The organism is Sulfitobacter rhodophyticola, assembly GCF_041281685.2.
Taxonomy (GTDB): Bacteria; Pseudomonadota; Alphaproteobacteria; order Rhodobacterales; family Rhodobacteraceae; genus Sulfitobacter.
Genome location: NZ_CP166251.2, coordinates 1,789,806 through 1,815,070, shown reverse-complemented (window position 1 = coordinate 1,815,070; position 25,265 = coordinate 1,789,806). Strand labels below are relative to the sequence as shown.

Here is a 25,265-nt window from a genome sequence, read left to right as displayed (position 1 = left end):
CGCGCGTGCCGCACACCCTCAGCCAAAAATGCCATGCACAAACCAGCGTGGATCGCCGCCGCGCCCGTCACCCAATATCCCCTCCCGAAAAAGCCAGAACCGCCGTCCGTCGATCACCTCGACCTTGTAATAATCCCTGAGCCGCGTGCCTGCCTTGTCGCGCCACCATTCTGGCGCGATCCGCTCCGGTCCCTCATGCCGCCGCACGCGGAAGGCCACGCGCCGCCAGCGAAACTGGGCGGGCGGCCCTTCGGGCACGGCATATAAAACAGCCACTTCCTCGGGCGGCTCCAAAAGGCGCAAGGGCCGTTCGCGGGTCAGCACGGGTACGTCTGCAGCTTCCCCGCGCAATGCCGCACGCCGCACCTCGACCCGTTCGGGTACATGGCTTTCCATCCAGACGGGCCATGTCACCTTGTCGGGTCCCAGCCGCGCGGTCAGCCGGTCCAGCAGGGCGGCCACATCGCGTCCCGCATCGCGCGCGCCATCCAGATGGTCCTGATGCAGCGCCAAGGGTTCAGCCACCAAAGCCTCCAGCGTCAGCAGATCAAATCCAAAACCGGGATCGATCCCTTCCAGTTTCCCCTCCATCAACCGCAACAGATGCGCAGGCTCGCGGCTGGGCTGCGCCAGCGCCACATCGCGGCTGCGCCATTCGCCGTCGACGCGGTAGATCGTCAACCGCAGCCGCCGCGCGCCCTGCTCCGCCTTGGCAAGCTGCGCCGACAGATCACGCGCCAAACCTTCCAGATGTGGCACCGGATCAATGACCGGTTCGGCCAGCCGTGCACGGGCCAGCCAGCGCGGCGGTTCCGGCGGCGCATCCAAAGGCGCGCCCTCACGCCCCAAGGCCCGGTCCAGCAGCACCAACGGGTTCAATTCCGCCGCCACCCGATCAAACCGCCGCATCAACGCCACCCGCGGTACCTGCATCACCGCGCCCAGTGTCTTCAGCCCCAGTCGCTGCAACAGTTGTTCGGTCTTGTGTTCCAACCCAAGCGCCGCCACCGGCAACGGGGCCAGCGCCACCTCCAAATCATTCGGCCCGCAGATACATCCTGCAGGCCCGAACCGCGCCAGCATATGGGCCGCCCCCCGCGTAGGTGCCACCGCCAGTCGCGCGGTCAGACCCTGCATCTGAAAACGGGCGGCCATATCACGCAGCATCGCCGCCTCTCCACCGAACAGATGCGCGGCACCCGTCACATCCAGCAAGATGCCATCTTCGCCATCCCGTACCGTCCATGGGCACCACCGCCGCGCCCAGAGCGCCACCTGATCCAGCAGCTTGATCTCCCGCGCAGGCTCCCCCGGTTCGACATGCAGATCGGGGTGGATTGCCTGCACATCGACCACCCGCGCACCAAGGCTCACACCACGCCTGTGCGCCTCTGCGCTAAGCGCATGCACCACTGGCCCATGGGTGCCCTGCACCGATAGCACCACCGGCACATCATCCCCCGGCAGCGTCCGCTGCTGCGTTGTGATCCGCCGCCATCGGTCCATCGCCAGATCGGGAAAGCAGGCGGAGACGATCCGCGCCCCGTTTTGACTGTCCTTGCCCGTCATAGGCCGCCTGCCACACACCGGGGCTGCGCCCGCGCGCCCGGAACAGCTCCGCCTCCCACAGCGGCGCACCGGGGGCGGCGGGGTTGTAGGGATGCCTGCGCGCCGGTAGCGACGTCAGCCGCCAGCGCTCGCGCGCCGCAGACAGCGCGCCATGGTCCCCTGACCGGATTAGCCACACGGGCACCTTCGCCGCTTCGGCCCTGAGCGCCAACCGCTTGGTCGCGGTAAAACTCAACACCTCCGGCGCGCCGTGGATCTCGCCCACCACGGCCGCAAGGCCCGCGCATCCCGCGCCTTCCTCCATCGCCCAAAGCACGTCGCGCGGATGGCTGACCTCCACCCGCAACACCTTGCCCTGAAAGCCGAAATGCCCCAGCGCTGCGCCATACAAGCGCCCGTTCTCGCGCCGCGACATGCGGTCGCTGACCCACAGCACGGGCTTGTCCCCCTCGGGCAGACAGGCCAGGACGAACCCCGTCACCGCCGCGTCGAACGGCCCGCCCGACAGCACGTCGCGCAGCACCGCATCGCCGTGCTGCGGCGCGGGCACATCCTGGACCAGACGTTTGGCGGACAGGGAAATCACCTGTCCAAGGGGCGAATCGGCTTTCATGCATTCCTCCATTTGTTCACTTTTTGTTCTATATGAAAAGAGGGCACAAATCGACCCCTTCAAGACGCCATGCCGCACATAATCGCATCGCGCGCCCCAGCCCCCTGCAATGATTTGCAAAAATACCCGCAACAGGATTGGATACCCCCAACACGACAGGAGCCCCCATGACCCCGCAGCAGAACGCCTCGTGGCGCATCACCAAACCCGCCATCACCAGCCGCCATGGCATCGTCGCCAGCCAAAGCCGCGTGGCCGCGACCATCGGCGCACAAATCATGGCACAGGGCGGCAATGCGGTGGATGCAGCGATTGCCACGTCCTTTGCACTGGGTGCAGCCGAACCCTGGATGAGCGGGATGGGTGGCGGCGGCTACATGGTCGTGCGGCCCAAGGACGGCCCCGCGCAGGTCCTCGAATTCGGCATGCGCGCACCAGCGGGGCTGCGCGTGGACGACTATCCCATCGTCGGCGGCAAGGCGAACGACCTCTTTCCCTGGCCCGCCGTGCAGGACGACCGCAACGTCTTTGGCGCCACCGCCGTGGCCATACCCGGACAGGTGGCGGGCATGGCGCTGGCGCATGAAACCTTCGCCACGAAACCCTGGGGCGACCTGATCGCGCCCGCCATCAAGCTCGCCGACGACGGCCTGCCCGTGGATTGGTTCGCACAGCTTATCATCGGGGGCTCCGCCCGTGATCTGCACCCCTTCGCCGCCTCTCGCGAAACCTTTCTCGATGACGCGGGCTTTCCCAAATCCTCGGGCTGGACCGCGCTGGGAGAGACACGCTGCGACCTCAGCCGCCTCGCGGCATCGCTGCGCGTTATCGCGGAGAAAGGCGCATCCGGATTCTATGAAGGGCCGCTGGCGGAAAGCATCATCCGCGACCTGCAAACCGCGGGCGGGCGGCACACATTGCAGGACCTCGCGACCTATCGCGCCAATCTCGTGGACGCCTCCGAACACGATTATCGCGGCCACAAGATCGTCGGCACGCCGACCCTTACCGCCGGGCCGACGCTGGCCCGGGCGCTGGCGTTGATGGCGGAGGGCTGGCAGGCCGACGGCGCGGCACCCGATGCCACAGCCTATGCCGCGTATGACGCCGCGATCCGGCAAGCCAACCATGAACGCTACGACACAATGGGCGACGTCGAAAACGAACCCGACCCCAGCTGCACCAGCCATTTCAGCGTCGTCGATGCCGACGGCACCATGGTCGCCGTGACACAGACCCTGCTGTCAATCTTCGGCTCGCGGCTGATGCTGCCGGGCAGTGGCATCCTGATGAACAACGGGATCATGTGGTTCGATCCCGAACAGGGCAAGCCCAACTCCCTCGGCCCCGGCAAACGCTGCCTCGCCAACATGTGTCCCACGGTGCTGGAACGCAGCGATGGCGCGCTCTTTGCCCTTGGTGCATCCGGCGGGCGCAAGATCATGCCTGCGGTCGCGCAACTAACTTCTATGGTGCTGGATTACGGCATGGACCTGGATACCGCGCTGCACACGCCGCGTATCGACATGAGCCTTGCGGAGGTCACGATCGCCGATGACAGCTTGCCGCCCAAGGTGCTGGATGGCCTGCGCAGCGCCCTGCCCCATCCGGTGACGCCTGCACCCCGCACGATCTTCCCGTTGCACTTCGCCTGCCCGTCAGCGGTGTCCCGTCAAGATGGCATAAACGCTGGCGCGACAGAAGTGATGACCCCTTGGGCTGATGCCGTGGCTGCGGACGACCACGGCTAAGTGTCAAACCGCCTTGATCCGATCCTCGGCAAGCCGCACGTCCAGCATCTGCTGCGTGTGATCGAGCAGCTTTTCCAAGGTTGCGTTGAAAGCTTCTATTTCTGCGTGGCTTAGCGGTGCCAACACCCTTTCGTTGCTGCGCAAAACCTCGCTGAGCATCCTGTCATAAAGTTCAAGCCCTTCGGCCGTTGGCTGGAGCGCGATGGCGCGACCATCGTCCGGGTCCGCCGTGTTGCGAATGAACTTCTTGCAGATCATTGATTTGATCACGCGGCTCAACTGGGACTTGTCCATCAGCAGCGCGTCAGCCATGTCACCGGCCCGCGTTGGCGCATGCGCCACCACCAGCGCCAGCAGCCGCCATTCATTAAGGCTCACGTCGAACATCCGTTCGGACCAATGATGGCCCGCACGTTCGCCGATGGCGACGAGGCGCTGTAATCGAAAAGTGATCACATCATTGATCGATGCAACCTTCGGATGTTTTTGAGGGGATGCGATCTGGGCGCTTTTTTCAAGTGTATTCTGTGTCATTCTGTGCTCCGTGCGGCATAGCCTAACTGATCAGACCAATTCCAGCTATCAGATTTTGACATGGCGTCACCCTCCCCCGAAAATGGCAAAAAGCGCCGGGCGAACCCGACGCTTTTTGCAGTGTTTTCCGGATGTCCCGACGCAGGGATCAGCCCTTGCCCTTCCAAGGCACCAGAATGCGTTCGGCCCAGCGCATCAACATGTCGATGCCAAAGCCAATGACACCAATCAGGATAATGCCCATGATCACGATATCGGTGTTCTGGAACTTGGATGCGGTCATGATCATCATGCCGGCCCCCTGTTCCGCAGCAACCAGTTCAGCAGCAACCACCGTACCCCAGCAAACACCCATCGCCACCCGCGCACCGGTGAAGATTTCCGGCAGGGAGTTGGGGACGATCACATGGCGCATGATTTGCCACTTGCTTGCGCCCAGGGAATACGCCGCATGCACCTTGGAGATTTTCACGCCCGACACACCGGATCGCGCGGCAATCGCCATGATCCAGAGCGCCGCAAGAAACAGCAGGATGATCTTGCCCGCCTCGCCGATACCGGCCCAGATGATCACCAGCGGGATCAGGGCAAGCGGCGGCACTGGCCGCATGAATTCCACGATCGGATCGAACCAACCCCGGAACCAATTGCTCAGTCCCATGGCGTACCCAAGTGGAATGCCCACGATTGCACCCAGAATGAATCCGACGACAACGCGGAACAGCGAATAGCCCAGATGCTCCAACAGGGTGAAATTGCGGAAACCCTCGGAGGCAATTTGCAAGGTGCGGGTCCACACCTCTTCGGGTGCGGGCAGGTAAAGCGGCTCCATCTGCCAACCTTTTGAAGGCTGGTAGTTTGGCGTGCCCTTGTCAGACAAGGTAACCGACCCATTGGCGGTGCGAACTGTTTCACCCGGCGCGATCTTTTCGCCGTTTATCGCGATCACCTGAGCGCCGTCGCCCTTCCCGATTTCATCGTTTTTCTGGACATTGATCAGGCCTGACCGCCATTGCGCGATGGCGATGGCGTCATTCTTGGCAAAACCATCCCCGCCATCAACTTCGGGCACCTCGACCGGTTCACCACGCGGATGCACGATAATTGTAACCTCGGCATCATCGGGGGCCTGACCTTCTGCCTGAGCGGTGTAGGTAAAGCTTGTCTGGCCCACGAACGGCCCCGGCGCATGCAGGAAAGATGGCAGCACGGTCGAGCCCGTGAAGACCCCCCACATCACGAAAATCGTAATGATCGAGATGAAGCCAGCCGCCCGGTTGGGCCGCACAGCACTTTCATCACCAAAGGTCACTGTCTTCAGCGACGTGTAATCCCGGATGCCTTTTGCCAGCACCTTGGTCACCAGAAACGCACTGCCTGCAAAAACAGCAACGTAGATCAGCAGAAAGAACAAGCCGGTCATGCCGCGTCCTCCTTTGTGCCCATGATCTCTTCTTCCATGTCCCAGATCATGTTGAGGATTTCCTCACGCTTGGGACCGAAATCGTCGTGCTTCTTCACTTCACGCAAATCGGCGTTGACCCCCAATTCGGCAAACGGCAGGCGGTATTCCTTGTGGATACGCCCCGGACGCGGGGCCATGACGATCAACCGTTCGCCCAACAGCAGCGCCTCTTCGACGGAGTGGGTGATCAGGATGATCGTCTTGCCCGTCTCTTTCCACAGCTTCAGAACGAGGCTCTGCATCTTCTCACGCGTCAACGCGTCCAGCGCGCCAAGGGGTTCGTCCATCAAGATAACGTCCGGGTCATTGGCCAGACAGCGGGCCAGAGCCACACGCTGCTGCATCCCACCCGACAACTCATAGACAGCCTTTTCCTTGAAGTCCTGTAGGCCCACAACGTCCAGCAGGTGATTGACCACCTCGGCCTTGTCGTTCTTCGGCATGCCCTTCATCGACGGGCCAAAGCCCACGTTTTCGCGCACGCTCATCCATTCAAACAGGGCGCCCTGCTGGAACACCATACCGCGTTCGGCGTCCGGTTCGGTGATCTTGTGGCCATTCAGTGTCATCGTGCCGCCCGTGGGGGCAAGGAAACCCGCGACGATGTTCAGAAGCGTTGTCTTGCCGCAACCTGATGGCCCAAGCACGCTCAGCAATTCGCCTGCCTTGAGGTCAATGGATACATCTTGCAACGCCTGCACATGTCCGCCGTCAGGCAGATCGAAACGCATGGATAGATTGTCTATGGAAAGTCCGGTCATCTGGCGTCTTCCTTCCCCCTGTCAGAGGAAAATGGGCAGGTTTTCCTGCCTCGGTGGTCTTGGAACGTATGAATCACAAACGGCGCGGCCCCGAAAAGGCCGCGCCGTCTTAAAGGTTTACATGCCTTTTGCAGCTTCAAGTGGACCAGTGTTCACTGTGCCCTCATAGCTGTCGAGTGCGCTGTCAATGGAGCCGGATTCAACGAACACATCCGCCACGCCCTTCATGAAGGGTGCCGCGTTGCCGCCAAACCATGCGGAAGACAGCTGCTCTTCGATGGTTGGGAATTCGAAGGTGGAGATTGACGCTTTGGTCGCGTCAACGTCCATGCCGGATTCCTGTGCGATCACCGCCAGCATCTCGTCGCTTTGGGTGGCGGCCCATTCGGCGTTTGCATCGGCTGTGACCTTGACGAATTTCGCCATCGTCTCGCCGTTCTCTGCGATGAAGGCCGCTGGTGCGGATGTGACGTCAAACACCAGAATGCCCAGTTCCTGCTTTTCAGCACCGGTCAGAAGGATGTTGCCATATTCCTTCATGCGCGCAAGGCCACCGCCCCAACCGCATGCGAAATCAACCGCACCCTGAGACAGCGCTGCCGCGCCCTCTGGTGGGGCCATGTCAACAATCTGCAGGGATGCGACATCCACACCGAAGTGGTCCATCTGACGCAGGAAGCCGTAATGCGCCGCTGTGCCCAAAGGCACGGCGACTTTCTTGCCGGCCAGTTCGCCTGCGGAATTCTTGTCGATCTCCAGATCGGATTTCACAACGCAGTTATCGTTCTCGGAATAGGACACGGCCACGTCAACGACCTGGATGTCCTGACCACCGGATGCCGCCACGACGAAGGGGGGCACACCCTGAGAAACTGAAATCTGAACGTCGCCGGATGCCATCGCCGCGGACATTGCTGTACCGGTCTCAAAAGAAACCCAGTTCACTTTCATGCCCAGCGCTTCGTCATATGCGCCGGATGCTTTGGCAGCGAGGAACGGCATGGGCCATTCAAGGAAATACCCTACGGTGATTTCACCATGGCCATCGGCCATTGCGGCTTGTCCGGTCATCGCCATGACGACACCCGCAACAAATCCTGTTGTTGTTTTCTTGATCATTTCATTCTCCCTGTTGATCATGATCCCCGCCCAAGCTGGTCGGGTAGGTAGATACTCCGCCGGCACGTCCTGCCGGTCATTCGTACCGCTTCAGACTGGCAGATGCACAAGAATGGCTCAAGAAGCCATTTCGCAATCCTTGTCACGCGGCATTGGTTCAATCCCTGCTGCCCGTTCGGATCAGCCAGGATGAACCAGTGGCGCAGGTTGATAGGTGAAACCACCAAGAATATACATCCAATTTGGCCTATCGCGTGAGTCCAGTTTTCCAGCTGTGGCTGCGCGGCCCTTGTTCGGGGACAGCAGATACCTTCGGCCAACGCTGGCACAGGTAGGGAAAGAACCAGCGAATCTGTTTCATGTGACTGCGCTGGCTGAGATTTTCGCCGTTGACCTTGAGGGACCGAAGCAGACGGCAAGACCCCGCGCAACCCCTTAGCCCCCCATGCGGAACCGTCACAGAATATCCGGACTGAAATGATGATCGCTGACCGAAGTGGAAGACCACGTGCGTCGCCTCGACCGAAGAACACAATACGACAGGTGATAAATTCAATCCGAGATTGAATTTTTGCTCGAAATGACGTAAGGTAAAGTTGTTTCGCTGACGACTTGGAGGATGGGACAATGAAGAACGAAGAACTTGGAAAACTATCTTACGAAGTGTCTGAAGAGGGAATGAAGAAAATCGTCGAAGCAGGACGCCTTCTGGAATTCGCGAATACAGTCGCGACAAGCGCCGCCGCTGAAATTCATGCCCAGATCGTTGATCAGGTGGCCCGCGCCGCAGTTGGTGGCAAGGCCGTCGGCGGTGTTTCCGTCGGATCGGTCAACATATTCGAAGGTGGGGATTTCGGCACAGTGCCCATAGGGCCAAGAGGACCGCGCCCGCGATTCACCGCGTCAATTGGTGGCGCGCTGTCGCATGTCGTTGATATCGCGGAAATTCAGAACGTTCGCGGCTGAACACGCATGGCGGAGTAGGACCGATGGCAGCTTCGGCAAGCCTGATGTTGCACCTTACGGGTCGCTGCAACCTTGAGTGTGCGCATTGCTATATGGACGGGGGCCCCCGGCGGCGCGAAAGGCTGCCCAAGGATTGGGTGCTTGATGCAATTCGGTCAGCCCCTGATCTGGGCATTGCGTCGGTCTTTCTGACCGGCGGCGAACCGATGCTGTATCCACATCTGACAGAGGTTCTTCGCGTGGCCGGGGGGATTGATGACCTTGACGTCACGCTTTCGACCAACGCCACGCTGATGAATGGCCATGTCGCAAACCTGCTGTCCATGTACGGTATACGCGTTCATGTCAGCATCGACGGCCCTGAGAAATTCCATGATGACTTTCGCGGGGAGGTTGGCGCATTCCAGAAGACGGAACAGGGCCTGGCCGAATTACGGCGTGCCGGTGTGCCCTTCACCATTGTCACGACGGTGTCACAGGGCAACCTTGCGGACTTTCAAGATATCGCACGCTGGTCCATCGCCGCGGGGGCGGAGCGTTTGCTGGTACAGCCGCTTTTGTCTCTGGGGCGGGGGCAGGACATCGAAGATCAGACACTGACCTCGCCTGAACTTTTGCGACTGATCATGGCTGTTTCTGATTTGGCCAATGCCGGAGATCGCCCGATCAAGACAAGCGTCATTGGGGGCAGCAAACGGTTTTTCCTCGCGCATCCCTGCGCGGCCTATGTCTGTAATGGCGGCGGATGTCACCGCGGCGTATCGCAGGAGATCAAGAAGATTGTCGTCCGGGAATCCGGTGTGATCCTGCCCGAGGCCACCAACCTGGACGAAAGATATGCGATTGGCTGGGCCGGAGGGGCACCACTTGCCGAACAGATCAAGGCCTATTTCTCAACAGGGTATGATGCGTTCGACCGTTTGTGCCGGGCGGCATACCACGAATGCGTGCCGGACTGGCCCGATCCGATTTTGCCGTGGGATCAGATCCTGTCCGAACGCAGCCGCAAACCCGTTTCGCAGAGTGTGGACCCCACAGCCGAAGGCGGATGCAGCAGGGTCACTGTCGAGAGTTTTTGAGCTGGACAGATCCAGACAAAAGCCAAGGCACCGCGAACCCTGACCGATGAAAGCAACGTCGCTACAGCACCCACTTCTAAGCTACTAGGCGAGAGAGGCCTTCAAGCGCTGTGGCCATCCAGAATGCGTTTATCTGTTTCATGTTATTGTTCATACGCAGGAAGAGTGCCGACATCACATTGCTGTTCAGACAGACAGGCAGATGAACCAATCGGCAGGTCAAGGCCACGCGGATATTGGACAGAACGGGATTCTGGCGTTACCGATGGTGTATCTCTGGCCCTACTTGATTCTGTCAAAAACCCGCAAAGGTTGGAAAAGAGGGGACGCGGCGCGCCCCGATTTCACTTACATCCGCAGCGACGAAAGGTCTGACGCAATGGACGGCAACTTCAATGAAAACGATCTCTCCCGCGTTGTCGAAGCAGACCGCGCGCATGTCTGGCACCACCTGAGCCAGCACAAACAATACATGAACGACGACAAATCTGCGCAAGTCGATCCTCGCATCATCGTCGAGGGCAAGGGCCTGCGCGTCTGGGACCAACGCGGCAAGGAGCACATCGACGCCGTCGCCGGGGGCGTCTGGACCGTCAACGTCGGCTACGGCCGCGAACGCATCGCCAACGCCGTGCGCGACCAGCTGGTCAAGCTGAACTTCTTCGGCGGCACTGCGGGCTCCATCCCCGGCTCCATCTTCTCCGAGATGCTGATCGACAAGATGCCGGGCATGACCCGCGTCTACTATGCCTCCTCCGGTTCCGAGGCGAACGAGAAGGGTTTCAAGATGGTCCGCCAGATCGCGCACAAGCGCTATGGCGGCAAGAAAAACAAGGTCCTTTACCGCGACCGCGACTACCACGGCGGCACCATCGGCACGATGGCCGCTGGCGGTCAGGACGAGCGCAACGCGCAATACGGCCCCTTCCCTGATGGGTTCATCCGCGTCCCCCATTGCCTTGAGTACCGCAAGCACGAACAAGACGGCGCGCCGGACGCGAACTACGGCGTCTGGGCCGCCAACCAGATCGAGGAAGTCATTCTGCGCGAAGGTCCCGACACCGTCGGCTCGCTCTGCCTCGAACCCGTCACCGCAGGCGGCGGCGTAATCACCCCGCCGACAGGCTATTGGGAGCGGGTCCGCGAGATTTGCGACAAGTACGACATCCTGCTGCACATCGACGAGGTCGTCTGCGGCGTGGGTCGTACCGGCACATGGTTCGGTTACCAGCACTATGGCATCCAGCCCGACATCGTGACCATGGCAAAAGGCGTCGCCTCCGGCTACGCGGCAATCTCCTGCTGTGTGACCACCGAAAAAGTGTTCGACATGTTCAAGGACGACGCCACCGATCACCTTAACTACTTCCGTGACATCTCCACCTTCGGCGGCTGCACCGCAGGGCCGGCGGCAGCCATCGAAAACATGCGCATCATCGAGGAAGAAGACCTGCTGGCAAACACCATCGCCATGGGCGATTACATGCTCGACCAGTTGGCCGCCCTTCAGGACAAGCACGCCGTTATCGGTCAGGTCCGTGGCAAGGGCCTGTTCCTTGGTGCCGAACTGGTTGAGGACCGCATCACCAAGGAACCGATCCACGAAAAAATCGTCGGGCAGGTCGTTGCGGACTGCATGAGCCAAGGGGTGATCATCGGAGCAACCAACCGCTCTGTGCCCGGCAAGAACAACACGCTGTGCTTCTCGCCCGCGCTGATCGCCACCAAGGACGACATCAATCAGATCGTCTCTGCCGTGGACGGTGCACTGGGGCGCGTGTTCGGCTGAACCTCCTACGATCCACAAAGAACGATGAATTGGCGGGCTTTTGCCCGCCATTTTCGTTTTCACGCCGATTTGCGTGAGGACGGATTGACGTTCCCGCGACTTTCACCTTTCCTGAACCCGTCTTGCCCGAACATGACACTTTGAGAAAAGAAACGGCTCCATGCCACTGGCAAAGGGTCGCCTATCGCAGGTCAGCCGGGGAACCCTTTCTGGAAGCCTCGCGTTTGGCCCTCAGACAAAAAGGGAAGATATTATGAGAAAGCTACTTATTGCCGCTCCAATGATTGCCGCGCTTGCGGCCTGCACCCAAGGCGGGCCAAACCAAGGTGCCCTGACAGGTGCCGCGCTGGGTGCTGCTGCAGGGGCCGCCGTATCCGGCGATGATGACCGCGTTGCAGGTGCATTGATCGGCGGTGCCGCGGGCGCCGCGGCGGGCAACTATCTTGGCCGAACCAATTCAGGCCAGTGTGTGTATCAGAATTCCGCCGGTCAACGATACACGGCGCGTTGTCCCTGATTGCGCAGCCCTGACGCGTCGCTCAAGGCCCCCGCCTGAGCGCGCGTGCGACGTCTACAGTTCCCGGTGCAAACACCGGGGACTGTTATTGATGCGGCAAGGCAGTGACCGCTTTAGCCCGCTTGAGCATCCCTATGCCAACTTCTCACAATCGCACGATCACACACCAATCCATCGGCAGCATGTCATCTGTCCAGACCATTCCATTTCCGGCTCACGGCGCCATGAAATAGAGCGAGACCCAATCGCTTGTCCAATGCCCCGCATGGTCGTCGTATTCAAGAAAAACGGTATTGATCAAACAGCGTCCGTTCTGCGGTAGGACAGGTCGAATATTGCCATCCGCATTCGTATGAAGTTCCTGTTCCGTTACAGCCTGCGGGGCCGGTCCTATGCTGCAGATCACGCGGGCTTTCTGAGCGACCTTGGGCGCTTTACCGTCGAACAGCCGAAACGTATCACCTTGCCACACCCATTCCCGTGACAAGCCGATCCTGCGATCCTTACCGCGGCGATCCGCGAAATGGACGATGGTCTTTGCATAGCGGCGATAGGATTCCTTGACCTCGCGGCCGAAAACCGGATCGACGTTTGTGGAGAGCAGGAGATCTTCTCTACCTATTTCCCGGACGAAGCGTTCGAAGTGCTCCGGGGAGGCATAGGTCAGCTTTTGCGGATAGGTCGATACCGCAAGGCTGTGCAGGCCCGGTGCGAACGCATGAAGTGCAGGTTTGGGCGCTGAAAGGGGCAAACGGCTCAGATCAAGCTGCGCGCCCGGCCCTGTCCAGACAGCCTGCGCATAGGCGCGCGGCTGGAACGCATACGTCTGCGCTTGGGGATGTTCACCAATCTTCAGAACCGGCGCCACGCTGCCACCTGCTTCGATAAGCATTTGCCTGGGTTCGATCCAGAATTCATGTGCGGCGACAGCCGCCGCACATGTCTGGGCGACAATCAGCAAGCCCAAAATCCTAAGCATCTTCCAGCACTCCGATGGCCACGACGGGACCTGTTGGTGCACCAGTCGGAGACCCGCCAGAGGGCTCTAGACTGATCGCCAAAGTTGTATCGGCGGCAAGCACTACATCAGGAACAAGGTCGAGTCGTTCCGCCGTATCAAAGGTGCCGAGTGAGAAAGGCGCGCCGCCTTCAGGGATCAGCCAGAGTTCAAAGGTGCCATCGGTAAGTGCCTCCCCCGAAAGGACTGCCATATCAATGTGTTGGCCGTCCAGATCGACGGCAACCGAGAAGACATAGGGTGAACCGTCACTTTCAAGCTGTGCACGTAGATCCGTGGGCGCCAGAATGATCTGCGGCAACAGAACGAAAGCCACCAACACCACCGCAGCCGCAAGGCCCATCGGGATCCAACCCAGCCAGCGCCGTTTGCGGGTTTGGAACAAGCGACGGTCTATGGCTGCCTTCACCCGCGCCGGCGGAAGCAGCGTACCATATTGTTCATTGAGGTCTTCCAAATATGCCTCCCAGACCGATACTCTCGCTTCAAATCCCGCATCCGCGCGTATGCGTCGGCTGGCCGCTTCGCGCGCTTCAGCGTCGAGCAGGCCAATCACGTACTCCGCAGCAAGCGCGTCATCCTCATCTGAAATCAAACTGCGATCATTCATGGCGATGATTGCTCCAGGCAACTGCGCAGCCGCAGCAGGCTACGGCGTAACCATGTGCGGATGGTGTTCAAAGGTGCGTTGAACCGATCGGCCAGCTCCTGATAGGAATATCCTTCCAGATATGCGGACCGCACAGCATCCGCCCGGTTCTTTTCCAGTTCTGCAAGACAGGCTTCAAGCTGTGCGCGGGTTTCGCTGTTGCTTGTTTCAGTTTCCGGGGTCGGCTTGTCGTCTGGAATGTCCTGCGCCATTTCCATTGGAGCGACCGGCATCTGCCGCGCGCGCAGTCGGTCAATCGCCAGGTTGCGAGCGATGGTGACAAGCCATGAAATAGCCTTTGCATGCCCGGGACGGAAGCTGTTCGCCTTCTGCCAGATGCGAATGAAAGCCTCTTGCAGGACATCCTCAGCCTCTGCGCGGTCTTTCATGATGCGCATCGTCACCGCAAAAAGCTTGCCGGAGGACAGGATATAGAGCCTGTCAAAGGCTTGCCTGTCGCGCAGGGCAACCCTTGCAAGCAGAACGTCGAGGTCTGTCTGCGCATCGGTCTGCATGTTCATCCTTGCGGCTCCCGGAATTGCTGCATCAATAAATCCCCCCAATCTCAAGCCGCATTGGCTTTTGGGTGGGTGTTTGACCCCGCGACGGTTCCGCGATGTCGGCGCGCGCGCCATCGAGGGCCTTGAGCCGGGCCTCATACGTGGTTTTCAGGCTGTGCCCCGACCGCATGACAGTCGGTTTGAGAAAAACAAAAAGCGTGCGCTGCGTGCTGTTGCGACCACGGGACTTGAAAAGCTCCCCCAGAACGGGGACATCGGCAAGGCCGGGGACTTTTTGCAGGCTTTTCAGGTCATCGCGGGTGATCAGGCCACCCAGCACAATCGTCGATCCGCTTTGCGCAAGAATGCTCGTTTGAATGGACCGCCTGTTTGTCACGAGATCGGCTGCCCCCTCGACATTTGCGTTCACGAGCGAGGAGACTTCCTGGCTGATGTCGAGCCTGACGGTGTCCCCGTCGTTGATGCGCGGCAGCACGTTCATGGTCAGGCCGACATCGCGCCGCTCAATCGTGGTGAAGGGCTGCACGGTGTTACCGTCGGTGGCAAATGAACCGGTGCGAAAGGGTACGTTCTGCCCAACGACGATGGACGCAGGTTGATTGTCCAGCGTCATCAGGGATGGGGTGGAAAGCAGGTTCGCGCTGGTGTTCTGGCTGAGCGCCTGCAACAGCAACCCAAAGTCGCCACCGCCCAATGTCAGGCTTCCGCCGGCGGTGGCCAGTGCCGCGTTCGGCACACCAAGCGCCGACAGGAGGGACCCAAGACCCGCACCGCCATTGCTGAAAGAGGTGGCGGCAAGTCCGGAAGGTGGTGCAAGGTCACCGAAACCAAGTTGCGTGCTGATGCGCCGCGCTGTCTCTCCCGATACCTCGACAATGGCTGCTTCGATCAGTACCTGTGCGCGCTTGCGGTCAATCTGTTGCAGCAGCGCGGCGACCTCATTGAGTTGTGCATCGGTACCGCGGGCGACAATCGCGTTTTGGGCCACGTCCGCCGCGACGGTGATCTCTGCCGCATCTGGAGAAGGCGCTGCCGCGTTCAGCCCCTCCTGCTGCAATTCCGTGGCGACCGCGTTGGTTACGGGCGTGCCCTTCCCGCTCAAGGTTGCGTTCAGAATGGCCGCAACCTGCTCTGCCTCACCAAAGCGGAGCGGGAACACACGGGTGGACAGCGCCACCTGCGGGTTGCGCACAGGGGGCACGTCCATGGATTGTGCCAACATCTCGACCTCGTTCAATTGATCCGCTGTGCCACGCACCAGCAAGGTGTTGGAACCGGGGTCGACAGACAGCCGCGCGCCGCTCGGGTTGATGCCAAGCACCTCCACAATCGCGGCCCCGGCGATGCTGGCCTGTGTGTGGCGAAACTGAAGCACCCGCGACATGCGCATTTCGTCCTGATCCAGCCCGCGCACCACCTCTATCAGCCTTTGCGCACTTTCTGCCGTGTCCGTGATGACAATCGCGTTGGGGTTTTCCAGCGCTTCAATGGCCCCGGATGCCGCCACGAGGGGCCGCAATACGCGCACGGCCTCTGCCGCGGGCAAGTTCTCAAGCTGGATCGTCCGGGTGACGAAATCCTGACTGCCTGCACGATCGACGTTTTCGCCAACCTGTGCGGCGGCGCGTGCCGTATCCAGCGGGATGATCTGCCAGATGGCCCCGCTTTGCACCGCATGAAAGCCGCGGACACGCAGGATCGACTGGAACAATTCCCACGCGCCTGCCGCATCCAACGGTTCGGAGGAGACAACCGTGATATCTCCGCGCAACTCAGGATGCACGATCAGGGTGCGGCCGGTGATCTCCGAAATCTGCTCGGTCAGGATGGTGACATCTGTCTGTCGCAGATTGATGGTGAACGTCTCGTCAGCTTCTTGCGCATGCGCGGGGAGAAGGCCGAAAAGGCAAAGCAGAACAGTGACGCGCAAAAGGATCATGGATTACCTCAAGGGGAAGGACAGGGTCAGCACCTTGCCGCCCCGCTCAATTTCAAGCCGCGCCTGGCCGCTTGTTGCAATCTGGTCGAAAAAGCGGCGGTCATCGTCGGGGTTCCCGACGGTTTGCCCGTTGACCGACCGAACCAGATCGCCGGATTTCAACCCCGCCAGGCGCACGCCAACGTCATGCTTTGGTGCGATGACATAGCCATTTTCGGTCGGTTGCAGCCCGATTTCATCAAGTACGGCCTTCGGGTTTTTCCGAATGCGTCCGCGCCAATAGTCAATGTATTCCACCGTGGTTTCAGGCGGCGGTGGCTTTTCGTTGCGGGCCGGAACGACAAGACCGCTGCTGAACCTGTCAAACAGGGTGGGGCTCTGTGGGTCTGCGGCGTCGCCACTGGTGGCTTCGTTGCTTGTGACCTGCGCTTCGTCGAAACGCAGGGTGATCGTCTTTCGGGCATCTGACAGTTCGACATGATCAGAGCGGATCAGCGTCAGTTCAAGACGACCCGTTACCCGATGACCCAGGCGATAAAGGTCCGTCTCTCCCGCGACCTCAAGCATTGCGACCGATGGGCCGGAAGAGGAGGCGAAAACCCCTTTCAACCGCATATCGGGTAGCGCCTCATCCGGCTCATTGCCGACTGCAGCGGGCAGATCAGCGCGCCCAAAAGGCGCCCGTTCAAGGATCGGTGCAAGATCGACGCGTGTTGCCTGCATCGGTTCTGGCAGCAACGGGCGTTCGGGCGTTTCAAGAACCACAACGCCTGCCATATGCCGCATAACCGGAACGGCAGCCGCAGCGATGGAAAATCCTGAGGCCGCTACAAGACCAACCCGTATCAGCAGGAAGGGGCGTAGGCGCATCACCCCTGTTCCATCCTATCGAGGAAACCAGTCAGTGACGCCAGCACCCCGTCTGGATCGCCGTCAGGTGACACGGTGATGTCCGCCCGTGCAAGGCCAGGGTCAGACGTTTCCGAAAGCGCCGTAGTCACCAGCCAACGGACACCTGCAAGCGTGACGTATTCTGAAAGGTCAAGCGTACCAGCCTCCAGCTCGACAAGCCGGTTTTGGGCCACCCACAGCGCGACCATACGATCAGAAACGGCAATGGTATTGCGCGAATGGCGTTCAGTTGCGGAAAGTAGAAACGTCGCGGAGACGGCAAGAACACTCAGCGCGACCAATGCCTCGATCAGCGTAAATCCACCCTGCCGGTCCCGTTGCATTCTACTGTCCCTCCCCATGGTCGATCTTCACGGCGGTGCCGTCGTACGTCAGAACACTGTTGGCTCCCTCGGCACCGAACGCCAGTCGCAAGGCCTGACCTTGATCGGGCCGCAGTGCGGGCGACACGGAAAATACCGCGCCTTCAGTGTTGTCTTGGTCAAAGATACGAACCCCGTTGGAAAAAAGTTTCACGCGCGCCAGTTGCGGGTCTGAATGCGTGTGCCATGTGCTGCCTGCTTCCTTTTGCAAAAACCGGACCTGATTATCCGATACCGCAATGGCGAACCCCTGACCGCTGGCCAACGCAACACCCATTGCGTGATCAATGTCAGAGGCAAGTGATACGGCGCTGACCTCTGCCGACAGACCCATCGGTCGGGCAGGCAATGCCAACACGACAGCGCCTGACACGACTGCAAACAGGGCAAGCACGACCAGCATCTCCACAAGTGTGACGCCAGCGTTTCCGGCCCGGAGTGGTTGCCTGGCCTTGGTCACGATCCGGTCTGCGCGACACGGTCCCGCAGCGGAATATCGGCATTCGCCCCATCCCCACCGGGTGCCGCATCCGCGCCAAGCGACATAAGCGCGAACTGACTTCCTGACGCCGTGTAGACATACGGTGTCCCCCATGGATCAACGGGAACCTCCGAAAGGTATCCTCCATCGGGCCATGTGCGCGGAATTGGTGGACTGACGGGGCGTTCGGCCAACGCAGACAGACCCTGTGCGCTCGTGGGATAGCTGCCGTTATCAAGCCGGTAGATCTGCAACGCATTCGCGATTGAGCGCATGTCCGTGCTGGCCACCGTTGCGCGGGCTTCGTCGGGGCGGCCGATGACGTTTGGTACGATCAAGGCGGCAACGATCGAAATCATCACCAGCACAACCATCATTTCGATCAAGGTAACGCCGCTTTCGCGGTGTCTGCCGCCATGGACGGGGCGGGGCGTGTTCTGTGCCTGGAGCATGAAACTTTTTCCTTCTGGCTAACGTATCTTTGGTTACATAGGCGCGTTTTATCGCCCCGTAAAGGAAAATAAATATGCTAAATCAATATGTTAGCATGGATGACCGATCGCGCGCCCCGGCGCGGTCCACAGCGCTTGTTGCTCAACCGCAACGCCCCCGGCAATGGGCGCCTGATCCGATCCTTGCAGGGCATCTGACGTGTCTGGCTGCGGCTTCCGGCTATTCTCCCCCCCAGATCTTGCCGGGGGCCGCAGTACATCTGTTGTGTGTTTCCCTCCCGCTTAAAACGGCCCGCCAGCGCAAGGCGGCCTTGGCCTTCGCGGTAGAAGCTTTTCTTGCTGCCCCGCTGGAGCAGTGCCAGCTCGCCCTCGGACCGGAGTTGGCTGAGGGGCAGTACCTTTGCGCCATCGCCGATCGCAGTGCCCTTGCGGAGGTGCTGGAAGATCAGGTGTATCATGGCCCCGTCGTGCCTGACTATCTTGCAGTGCCGTCCCCCTTTGATCCCGAAGCCTGGTCCTTGTGGTGCGGTGAGGAACTGGTGTTCCTGCGGTTTTCAGACGGGGGTGGGTTGGCCCTGTTGCCGGATGCCTTGCCAGACCTGTGGCGGGCCCAGGGGCGACCGGAGCTGCACCTTTGGCATGGGACCCCTCCTGCTGGTGTCCGGATCGCGCGGCACGTCACGGATGCGCCCCTGCTTGATCCCGATATCCTCAAGATGGATTTGCGGCCGGAAACCCATCGCCGCAGCATCAGGGAATGGCGCACACTGGGTCGGTTCACCCTTATAGCCGCTATGCTGACAGCCTTTGCGCAGATCGGACTGCTTCATCTGGATGCAGTCGCGCTGGAACGCACGGCGCGTGACCGGGCTGTCTCATTCCAAATGCAATTGTCACAACGCGGGCTGGATGTGTTGCAGGCCAATCAGTCAACCGAATTCCTGTTGGCCGCTCTGACCCGCTCCACCAAGGTACCTGAGGGGTCTGACCCCTTCTTGTCGTTGCTGAGCCGTACCGCCGCGTCGGTTCCTGAAACGACGGCACTGGAATTCAGGGAGCTTCGGTTTGATAGCGCAGCCAAGGCGCTATCGGTTCTTATCAATGCGCGCGACCTTGAAGCGTTGCAACGCGTGGAGACAGGCTTGCGCACCGAAGGCCTTGACGTGACCAGCGGTGCCGCGACCCGAACCGGGGCCGGGGCCGAAATGGAAATCGTCATATCGGAGATCGGATGATGCGGAATCTGACCTCACGAGAGAAAGCACTGACAATTAGCGCCACTGCTGCAATCGGGGCTATCGGCCTGCTGCAGCTCGTGATCCTGCCCGCACTGACAAGCAGGCAAGAAAGCCTTGCCCATCTGACCAAGTTTGAAACCATGTCAGCCATCCTAGATGCGCTACCCACGCAACAGCCGGACAATACGCAAACCGCCCTTCCGCCCTTGCGTGAACGCGTGACAGATACGGCGCGGCGTGCGGGGCTGGAGATACGCCGCCTTGATCCGCAGGGCGCGCAGGCCCTGTCCGTCTTCATGGACGACGTCCCCTTTGCAGCCGTGATCGGTTGGCTCGACCAGTTGACCGGAGCAGCGCAGGCGCGCGTTCTCTCAGCAGAGATCGGCCGCCGCCCGGAGCCTGGCATCGTATCAGCCCGCTTCCTGCTGGAGACGAATTGATGGAGCGTCTCCCTTATGCTTTCGCGCGTGCCAAGGAAATCATCCTGACGGAAGGCGCAACGGCCTGCCTGATGACGCGCACGACACCGCTGTCAGCATTGGCAGAGGCACAAAGGGTCGTGGGGCGGAACCTGAAACCCAGAAGGGTATCCGCCGACATCTTTCGCCGGACTTTGGAGGAAGAATACCGCGACAGCGCCAGTGCCGCAGCAGGTGCGGCGGAAGAGGCTAACGGGCAATCGGCAACCGCAAGCCTGTCGACATTGGCAGACAGTGCCGCAGCCGTGGACGACCTTCTGGATCAGCGTGCGGATGCCCCGGTGGTCCGGCTGATCAACGCCGTTCTGCTGGAGGCCATTCGCGCGCGCGCCTCCGACATACATATCGAGGTTGAGGAGGAGCAACTGGTCGTGCGCTTTCGCGTCGATGGGCTGCTGCGGGAAGCGTTGACCTCAAATCGTGCCCTGGCCCCGCAATTGATCAGCCGGGTCAAGGTCATGGGACGTCTGGATATCGCGGAAAAACGCCTGCCCCAGGACGGCCGGGTATCGCTGCGGGTTGCCGAATTCCATCTTGATGCACGTATCTCGACAATCCCCGCGCAACATGGGGAACGGGTGGTGATGCGACTGCTTGACCGAAGCCAGACCCGTGCGGGGATCGAAACCCTCGGGATGGCGTCGGCGACCCGTGCGGCCTTCACCCGTTTGCTGAGCCGACCCGATGGGTTGCTTCTGGTCACGGGCCCGACCGGATCGGGCAAGACGACGACGCTCTATGCGGGGTTGGATGCGCTGAACGATCGCAAGACCAACATCATGACCATCGAAGACCCCATCGAATATGCTCTGCCCGGGATTGCGCAAATGCAGGTGAACACCGCGACAGATCTGACTTTCGCGCGCGGATTGCGGGCAATCCTGCGTCAGGATCCCAATGTGATCATGGTCGGTGAAATCAGGGATGGCGAAACCGCGCGGATCGCGGTGGAAAGCGCAATGACGGGGCATCTTGTGATGTCCACTCTCCACACCAATACGGCCATCGGAAGTGTCGCCCGCTTGATTGATCTGGGGGTCGAACGGTTTTTGCTGGCGCCGATGCTGCGCGGGGTACTGGCACAGCGGCTGGTGCGGCGCATTTGCCCCGACTGCGCCCAGCCCCACAAGCTGACCGCGGCGGAAGCGGCGATGCTTCAGGGCGGGCTCAGCGCCGGGGATATGTCGCGGGTCGGCGCGGGATGTGAAACCTGTGACGGCACAGGTTTCAGGGGTCGCATTGCGCTTTATGATCTGGTGGAAGTGACCCCGACGCTTGAGCAGGCCATCGCACGCGGCCTTCCGGAAAGCGATCTGGCCGACATGGCGCAGGCGGGTTGTGCGGGATTGCTGCAGGATGGTGTCGAAAAAGTGCGCAGCGGATACACGACGCCGCAGGAAGTGGCACGCGTGGTGTTCGACAGCACAGCCGAGGTCATGCCGTGATCCTCTTTCGCTACCGCGCGGCAAATCAACGGGGCGCGGTGTCATCCGGCACCATCGAGGCGCTTGATCCTGCCTCTGCCCGGGAAGCATTGCGCGCGCGCGGACTGCTTCCGCTTGCCGTATCTTCAAGCAAGCCTTTCTTTTCGCTGGAAATGCCGACCCTGTCCGGGACCGGATCCGCACGGTTGCCTATTGCCGACCTCACCATCTTCACGCGGCAGATGGCGACATTGATCACCAGCGGTGTCCAGATTGAAGCGGCCTTGGGCGCCATTGCGGCCCAAAGCGGCGCGCGTCTATCAGCGTTCAGCCGCGGCTTGCGTCAGTCGATTCTGGATGGTGCCAGCCTGAGCGCGGCACTGCGCACGAACAACGCGGGTTTTGATCGCTATTATCTGACTTCCGTTGAAGCCGGAGAACGGGCGGGACGACTGGGTGCTGTGCTGGATCGCCTTGCAGATCATATCGAAAGCCGCCAGCGGAACCGGCAGACGATCACGCTGGCCCTGATCTATCCTGCCATTTTGATCCTAGTTTCAGTTGCCGTGGTGGTGGCGCTGCTGGTTTTCGTTCTGCCTGATATCGTTCGGGTCTTTGCATCACGGGGGGCAGACCTCCCCCGGTTGACGCAAATCATGATCGGGGTCAGTGACCTTCTGACACGGCATGCGGTGCTGATCATTTCCGGCTTCGGCGCGTTAGCCATCGGACTTTACGCCCTTGCAAGGCGACCTTCCAGCCGCCGCGCCATCGACGGGGTACTATGGCGGCTTGGACTGACCCAACAAATGACGCTTGTCCAGTTCACGGGCACGCTTGCAACCCTGACACAAAGCGGGGTCGCGCTGGCGGATGCATTGGGGTCCGCAACGATGACGGTTGCCAACACTGTCGCGCGTGAACGACTGACAGGCGTTGTTCAAGAAGTCCGCGACGGCGCTGCGCTGTCGCAGGCGCTTGCCCAGGCCAAACACTTTCCCCCGATGATGATCACAATGATCGCCAGTGGCGAAGCAAGTGGCAGGTTGCCTGAGATGCTGGGCCGCTTTGCAGACGATCAGGCAGAGGGATTGCAGGCAAAGGTCAAGACCTTGGTCGGATTGGTGGAGCCGCTGGTGCTGCTGGGGATGGGGGGCATGGTGATGCTGCTGGTGCTCGCAATCCTGCTGCCCATCGTCAATCTCAATTCGCTTGTGGGGTGACCTGCAAGTCCGCTGTCCATGGAATGGAGGATAACCATGACACAGAACACAAATCTGAACCGACGAAGGTTCGGGGCGGGACTGATGGCGCTGTCGGCGGTTTCGGCCTGTACCGGCGGCAATGAAGCGACACCCCGCAGCAACCGGCAAACCGAAAACCGCGTGGCTCTGCTCTTGCCGCTGTCGGGACCGCGCGCCCCTTTGGGTGAGCAGATGGCCAAGACCGTATGGCTGGTGGAGGACATGTCCGGGCAACGAGGACGCACCGACGTCATTGACGCAGGCGAAACCCCCGGGGCCGCAGCCGCAGCCGCGCAGAAGGCCATCGCGCGCGGGGCAAACATCATCGTGGGGCCGCTGTTTCGGGATCAGACGCCAGCGGTGGTTCAGGCCGCAAAAGAGATCCCGGTAATCACCTTGTCCAACGATGCCGACCTGGCGACGCAGGGAGCGTGGGTTTTCGGCGTCACCCCGACGCAGTCGGTAGAAGCCGTACTGCGCTATGCCAAACAAAGCGGCGCCAAGCGGGTCACCCTGCTGGAGACTTCCGACGCCCTGAGCGCACGCGCAAACACAGCCCTCAGACAAGGTGCGCGGAAGGCAAGGGTCACGTCACTGCCGCCGGTTGCCGCGGCAACACAGCCGGGCGGGATGGAGGCAGCGTTAAAGAACGTCGGCAGCGGACAGATGCCGGACATTCTTTATGTGCCGACATCCAATGCCCGGACACTGGATCAAGCTGTCGCTGCCGTTCAGACAGGCGTCACCACGATCGGTTCGCTGCAATGGGCTGGATTGCCGCCCCAGACCCTTGAAAGGCTGGACAAGGCTTGCTTTATCGGGCCGGATCCCGGTCGGTTCGGCAGGTTGTCCGCAAGCTATCGCGCACAGCTGGACGAGGAGATGGGCGTCATCGCGGCGCTTGCCGTAGATGCCGTCGCAGTCGCGCAGGACATCGGGGGTAAGCGCCGCCTTACACAACGCAAACCGTACAACGGCCTATTGGGGCCAACGCGGTTCCTGTCGGATCGCACCTGCGAACGCACACTTGCGGTCTTGCGGATCAGCGGCACCGGGGTGCTGCGTGTCGCATGACAGTCCAACGCAAACGAAACGCGGGCGTCACATTGATCGAGATGCTTGCGGCACTTGCCGTTTCGGCGCTGATCGGTGTCGCGGGATTCACCCTGCTTGAAAGTGTCTTGCAGACCGAAGCGGGTGTCGCGGGTCATCTGGACGCGTTGGAACAACAGGATCGCACGTTTCAATTGCTGGCGCTTGATCTGCAACAGGCGCTCGGCTTTGAGGATTTGGATGACAACGGGATCGCGCTGGAATACGTGGCTCAACGCATCGTCTGGCAAGGGACGGGAGAGGGAGTGGAACGTCGGATCGTCTTCGCGGATCGCGCGGACCTGGTTCAACGCCCTTTATCCATTGCGGCCCAGTTCAGAATTGAAGGCGACAAGGCGCGTGTTCTGACCGTGTCACTGCCACAACTGGATCTTTGGCGCGTTTTCCATCTACCCCCGCAAAACGCCCCGTGACGCGCCAACCCGAAAGCGGCGTCAGCCTGTTGAATGTTTTGGTCGTGGTGGCGGCGGCCTCCGGTCTGGTTCAGGTCATGCTGGCAGGTCAGCAAAGCGCGGTTTCGGACCTCTCACGGTCACAGGACGTCGCGCAGGCAGAGGCGCTTGCGCGTGGGGGTATCGCTTCGGTTGCCGTGGCACTTCGGCGCGATATGCTGGACGCCCCTGATGTCGATCACTTGAAGGAGGACTGGGCAGCCGCAGTTCAGCAGAAGGTGACGTTCGACTTTGGCAGCTTTGAGGTGGAGGTTGATGACGCACGCGGCCGGTTCAACCTCAACAGCCTGACCGCAGGGGCCTTTCTGGAGCAGCGTATATTCGATGGGCTGCTGGCCGCGCTGGACCTGCCGGAGACGCTTTCTGCGCAGATCATCAGATCCATTCAGGACGAGGGCGCGCTGCGCGATACCGATGAGTTGCTGCGCCGGGGGTTTTCAGTTGCGGACCTGACACGACTGCGCCCGCATGTGGCGGCGCTCGGGACACCCGGTCCGATCAACCTCAATTCCGCCACCGAACCTGTCTTATCGGCCATGTTTGCCAATCCTGCGGCAGCGCAAGCACTGGTCGCGCGCCGCATGGCAACCGGTCAGCTGACAAAGCAAGACCTGAATGCGCTAGGGCTGGTGCCGCCGACGTCAGGTGGTTTCACTTCAGATGCCTTTGATGTCGTCTTGCATGCTGAAGTCGGTTCCGCGCGTCGCACCCTGAAGCGCCGCATCTTGCGGGACGCCGATGCAGGCCTTCTGAACATCCTTCCCATCGACTGAAACGGAAATCGCCGCCGGGGCCTGTCCCGGCGGCGACATCTGTTC

Annotated in this window: 26 protein-coding genes; 12 read left to right on the top strand and 14 right to left on the bottom strand. The window is 60.8% G+C overall.

Annotated features, from left to right (window positions below; all coding sequences use genetic code 11):
• Positions 1-18 precede the first annotated feature (18 nt).
• Together AB4X18_RS09970 and AB4X18_RS09965 are read right to left on the bottom strand one after the other, a co-directional pair.
• Positions 19-1,569 carry a Y-family DNA polymerase gene (locus tag AB4X18_RS09970; protein ID WP_432817357.1) on the bottom strand — a complete coding sequence of 517 codons (1,551 nt, stop codon included), beginning with the start codon at positions 1,567-1,569 and terminating at the stop codon, positions 19-21.
• The gene (locus tag AB4X18_RS09965; RefSeq protein ID WP_370399941.1) at positions 1,454-2,182 is read right to left on the bottom strand and encodes an ImuA family protein; all 729 of its coding nucleotides are present in this window, start codon (positions 2,180-2,182) and stop codon (positions 1,454-1,456) included. Before AB4X18_RS09965 ends, AB4X18_RS09970 begins: the two co-directional genes overlap by 116 nt.
• A gap of 167 nt (positions 2,183-2,349) precedes the next feature.
• Here AB4X18_RS09965 and AB4X18_RS09960 point away from each other — a divergent pair, with 167 nt between their 5' ends.
• Complete coding sequence (locus tag AB4X18_RS09960; RefSeq protein WP_370399940.1) at positions 2,350-3,933, top strand: gamma-glutamyltransferase; 1,584 nt, start codon at positions 2,350-2,352, stop codon at positions 3,931-3,933.
• Positions 3,934-3,936: 3 nt separating this feature from the next.
• On the opposite strand, the gene AB4X18_RS09955 is transcribed toward AB4X18_RS09960, so the two are convergent.
• From AB4X18_RS09955 to AB4X18_RS09940, 4 genes are all read right to left on the bottom strand, one after another.
• The gene (locus AB4X18_RS09955; protein WP_370399939.1) at positions 3,937-4,467 is read right to left on the bottom strand and encodes a MarR family winged helix-turn-helix transcriptional regulator; all 531 of its coding nucleotides are present in this window, start codon (positions 4,465-4,467) and stop codon (positions 3,937-3,939) included.
• Positions 4,468-4,615: 148 nt separating this feature from the next.
• The gene (locus AB4X18_RS09950; RefSeq protein ID WP_370402607.1) at positions 4,616-5,881 is read right to left on the bottom strand and encodes an ABC transporter permease; all 1,266 of its coding nucleotides are present in this window, start codon (positions 5,879-5,881) and stop codon (positions 4,616-4,618) included.
• Positions 5,882-5,886: 5 nt separating this feature from the next.
• Positions 5,887-6,693 (bottom strand): ATP-binding cassette domain-containing protein, encoded by an 807-nt coding sequence (locus tag AB4X18_RS09945; RefSeq protein ID WP_370399938.1) that lies wholly within the window; start codon positions 6,691-6,693, stop codon positions 5,887-5,889.
• 117 nt (positions 6,694-6,810) lie between these two features.
• Positions 6,811-7,812 carry a taurine ABC transporter substrate-binding protein gene (locus tag AB4X18_RS09940; RefSeq protein WP_432817356.1) on the bottom strand — a complete coding sequence of 334 codons (1,002 nt, stop codon included), beginning with the start codon at positions 7,810-7,812 and terminating at the stop codon, positions 6,811-6,813.
• Between the two features lie 627 nt (positions 7,813-8,439).
• Here AB4X18_RS09940 and AB4X18_RS09935 point away from each other — a divergent pair.
• The 4 genes from AB4X18_RS09935 (at position 8,440) to AB4X18_RS09920 (ending at position 12,163) form a co-directional block, all read left to right on the top strand.
• The gene (locus AB4X18_RS09935) at positions 8,440-8,778 is read left to right on the top strand and encodes a hypothetical protein (RefSeq protein WP_432817355.1); all 339 of its coding nucleotides are present in this window, start codon (positions 8,440-8,442) and stop codon (positions 8,776-8,778) included.
• 23 nt (positions 8,779-8,801) lie between these two features.
• Entirely contained in the window at positions 8,802-9,857 is a 1,056-nt protein-coding gene (locus AB4X18_RS09930) for a radical SAM protein (RefSeq protein ID WP_432817354.1), read from the top strand.
• A 379-nt stretch (positions 9,858-10,236) separates the two neighbouring features.
• Positions 10,237-11,646 carry an aspartate aminotransferase family protein gene (locus AB4X18_RS09925; protein ID WP_370399935.1) on the top strand — a complete coding sequence of 470 codons (1,410 nt, stop codon included), beginning with the start codon at positions 10,237-10,239 and terminating at the stop codon, positions 11,644-11,646.
• Positions 11,647-11,899: 253 nt separating this feature from the next.
• Positions 11,900-12,163 carry a glycine zipper 2TM domain-containing protein gene (locus tag AB4X18_RS09920; RefSeq protein WP_370399934.1) on the top strand — a complete coding sequence of 88 codons (264 nt, stop codon included), beginning with the start codon at positions 11,900-11,902 and terminating at the stop codon, positions 12,161-12,163.
• Between the two features lie 214 nt (positions 12,164-12,377).
• On the opposite strand, the gene AB4X18_RS09915 is transcribed toward AB4X18_RS09920, so the two are convergent.
• From AB4X18_RS09915 to gspG, 8 genes are read right to left on the bottom strand one after another with little or no spacing between them, the layout of a single operon-like run.
• Positions 12,378-13,142 carry a hypothetical protein gene (locus tag AB4X18_RS09915; protein WP_432817353.1) on the bottom strand — a complete coding sequence of 255 codons (765 nt, stop codon included), beginning with the start codon at positions 13,140-13,142 and terminating at the stop codon, positions 12,378-12,380.
• Positions 13,135-13,791: an anti-sigma factor gene (locus AB4X18_RS09910; RefSeq protein ID WP_432817352.1), complete on the bottom strand. Its 657-nt coding sequence runs from the start codon at positions 13,789-13,791 to the stop codon at positions 13,135-13,137. Before AB4X18_RS09910 ends, AB4X18_RS09915 begins: the two co-directional genes overlap by 8 nt.
• Positions 13,788-14,351 (bottom strand): sigma-70 family RNA polymerase sigma factor, encoded by a 564-nt coding sequence (locus AB4X18_RS09905; RefSeq protein ID WP_432817351.1) that lies wholly within the window; start codon positions 14,349-14,351, stop codon positions 13,788-13,790. Before AB4X18_RS09905 ends, AB4X18_RS09910 begins: the two co-directional genes overlap by 4 nt.
• Positions 14,352-14,376: 25 nt before the next feature.
• On the bottom strand, positions 14,377-16,290 hold the full coding sequence (gene gspD, locus AB4X18_RS09900; RefSeq protein ID WP_432817350.1) for a type II secretion system secretin GspD: 1,914 nt from the start codon (positions 16,288-16,290) through the stop codon (positions 14,377-14,379).
• Positions 16,291-16,293: 3 nt separating this feature from the next.
• Positions 16,294-17,160 (bottom strand): type II secretion system protein N, encoded by an 867-nt coding sequence (locus AB4X18_RS09895; protein WP_370399928.1) that lies wholly within the window; start codon positions 17,158-17,160, stop codon positions 16,294-16,296.
• Positions 17,160-17,525 carry a type II secretion system minor pseudopilin GspI gene (gspI, locus tag AB4X18_RS09890; RefSeq protein WP_370399927.1) on the bottom strand — a complete coding sequence of 122 codons (366 nt, stop codon included), beginning with the start codon at positions 17,523-17,525 and terminating at the stop codon, positions 17,160-17,162. Before gspI ends, AB4X18_RS09895 begins: the two co-directional genes overlap by 1 nt.
• A gap of 1 nt (position 17,526) precedes the next feature.
• On the bottom strand, positions 17,527-18,024 hold the full coding sequence (locus AB4X18_RS09885) for a prepilin-type N-terminal cleavage/methylation domain-containing protein (RefSeq protein WP_370399926.1): 498 nt from the start codon (positions 18,022-18,024) through the stop codon (positions 17,527-17,529).
• Positions 18,021-18,497: a type II secretion system major pseudopilin GspG gene (gene gspG, locus AB4X18_RS09880; RefSeq protein ID WP_370399925.1), complete on the bottom strand. Its 477-nt coding sequence runs from the start codon at positions 18,495-18,497 to the stop codon at positions 18,021-18,023. Before gspG ends, AB4X18_RS09885 begins: the two co-directional genes overlap by 4 nt.
• A 95-nt stretch (positions 18,498-18,592) precedes the next feature.
• On the opposite strand from gspG, the gene gspL reads away from it, so the two are divergent.
• From gspL to AB4X18_RS09845, 7 genes are read left to right on the top strand one after another with little or no spacing between them, the layout of a single operon-like run.
• Positions 18,593-19,732: a type II secretion system protein GspL gene (gene gspL / locus AB4X18_RS09875; protein WP_432817349.1), complete on the top strand. Its 1,140-nt coding sequence runs from the start codon at positions 18,593-18,595 to the stop codon at positions 19,730-19,732.
• Positions 19,729-20,175, top strand: coding sequence for a type II secretion system protein GspM (gene gspM, locus AB4X18_RS09870; RefSeq protein ID WP_370399923.1), 447 nt, complete (start codon positions 19,729-19,731; stop codon positions 20,173-20,175). The genes gspL and gspM overlap by 4 nt, the downstream gene beginning before the upstream one ends.
• Positions 20,175-21,659, top strand: a complete 1,485-nt coding sequence (locus AB4X18_RS09865) for a GspE/PulE family protein (RefSeq protein WP_370399922.1) — start codon at positions 20,175-20,177, stop codon at positions 21,657-21,659. Before gspM ends, AB4X18_RS09865 begins: the two co-directional genes overlap by 1 nt.
• On the top strand, positions 21,656-22,861 hold the full coding sequence (locus tag AB4X18_RS09860; RefSeq protein ID WP_370399921.1) for a type II secretion system F family protein: 1,206 nt from the start codon (positions 21,656-21,658) through the stop codon (positions 22,859-22,861). The genes AB4X18_RS09865 and AB4X18_RS09860 overlap by 4 nt, the downstream gene beginning before the upstream one ends.
• Before the next feature lie 36 nt (positions 22,862-22,897).
• Positions 22,898-23,956: an ABC transporter substrate-binding protein gene (locus AB4X18_RS09855; RefSeq protein ID WP_370399920.1), complete on the top strand. Its 1,059-nt coding sequence runs from the start codon at positions 22,898-22,900 to the stop codon at positions 23,954-23,956.
• Positions 23,953-24,408, top strand: coding sequence for a PulJ/GspJ family protein (locus AB4X18_RS09850; RefSeq protein WP_370399918.1), 456 nt, complete (start codon positions 23,953-23,955; stop codon positions 24,406-24,408). Before AB4X18_RS09855 ends, AB4X18_RS09850 begins: the two co-directional genes overlap by 4 nt.
• Positions 24,405-25,220: a general secretion pathway protein GspK gene (locus AB4X18_RS09845; protein ID WP_370399917.1), complete on the top strand. Its 816-nt coding sequence runs from the start codon at positions 24,405-24,407 to the stop codon at positions 25,218-25,220. Before AB4X18_RS09850 ends, AB4X18_RS09845 begins: the two co-directional genes overlap by 4 nt.
• Positions 25,221-25,265: the final 45 nt, after the last annotated feature.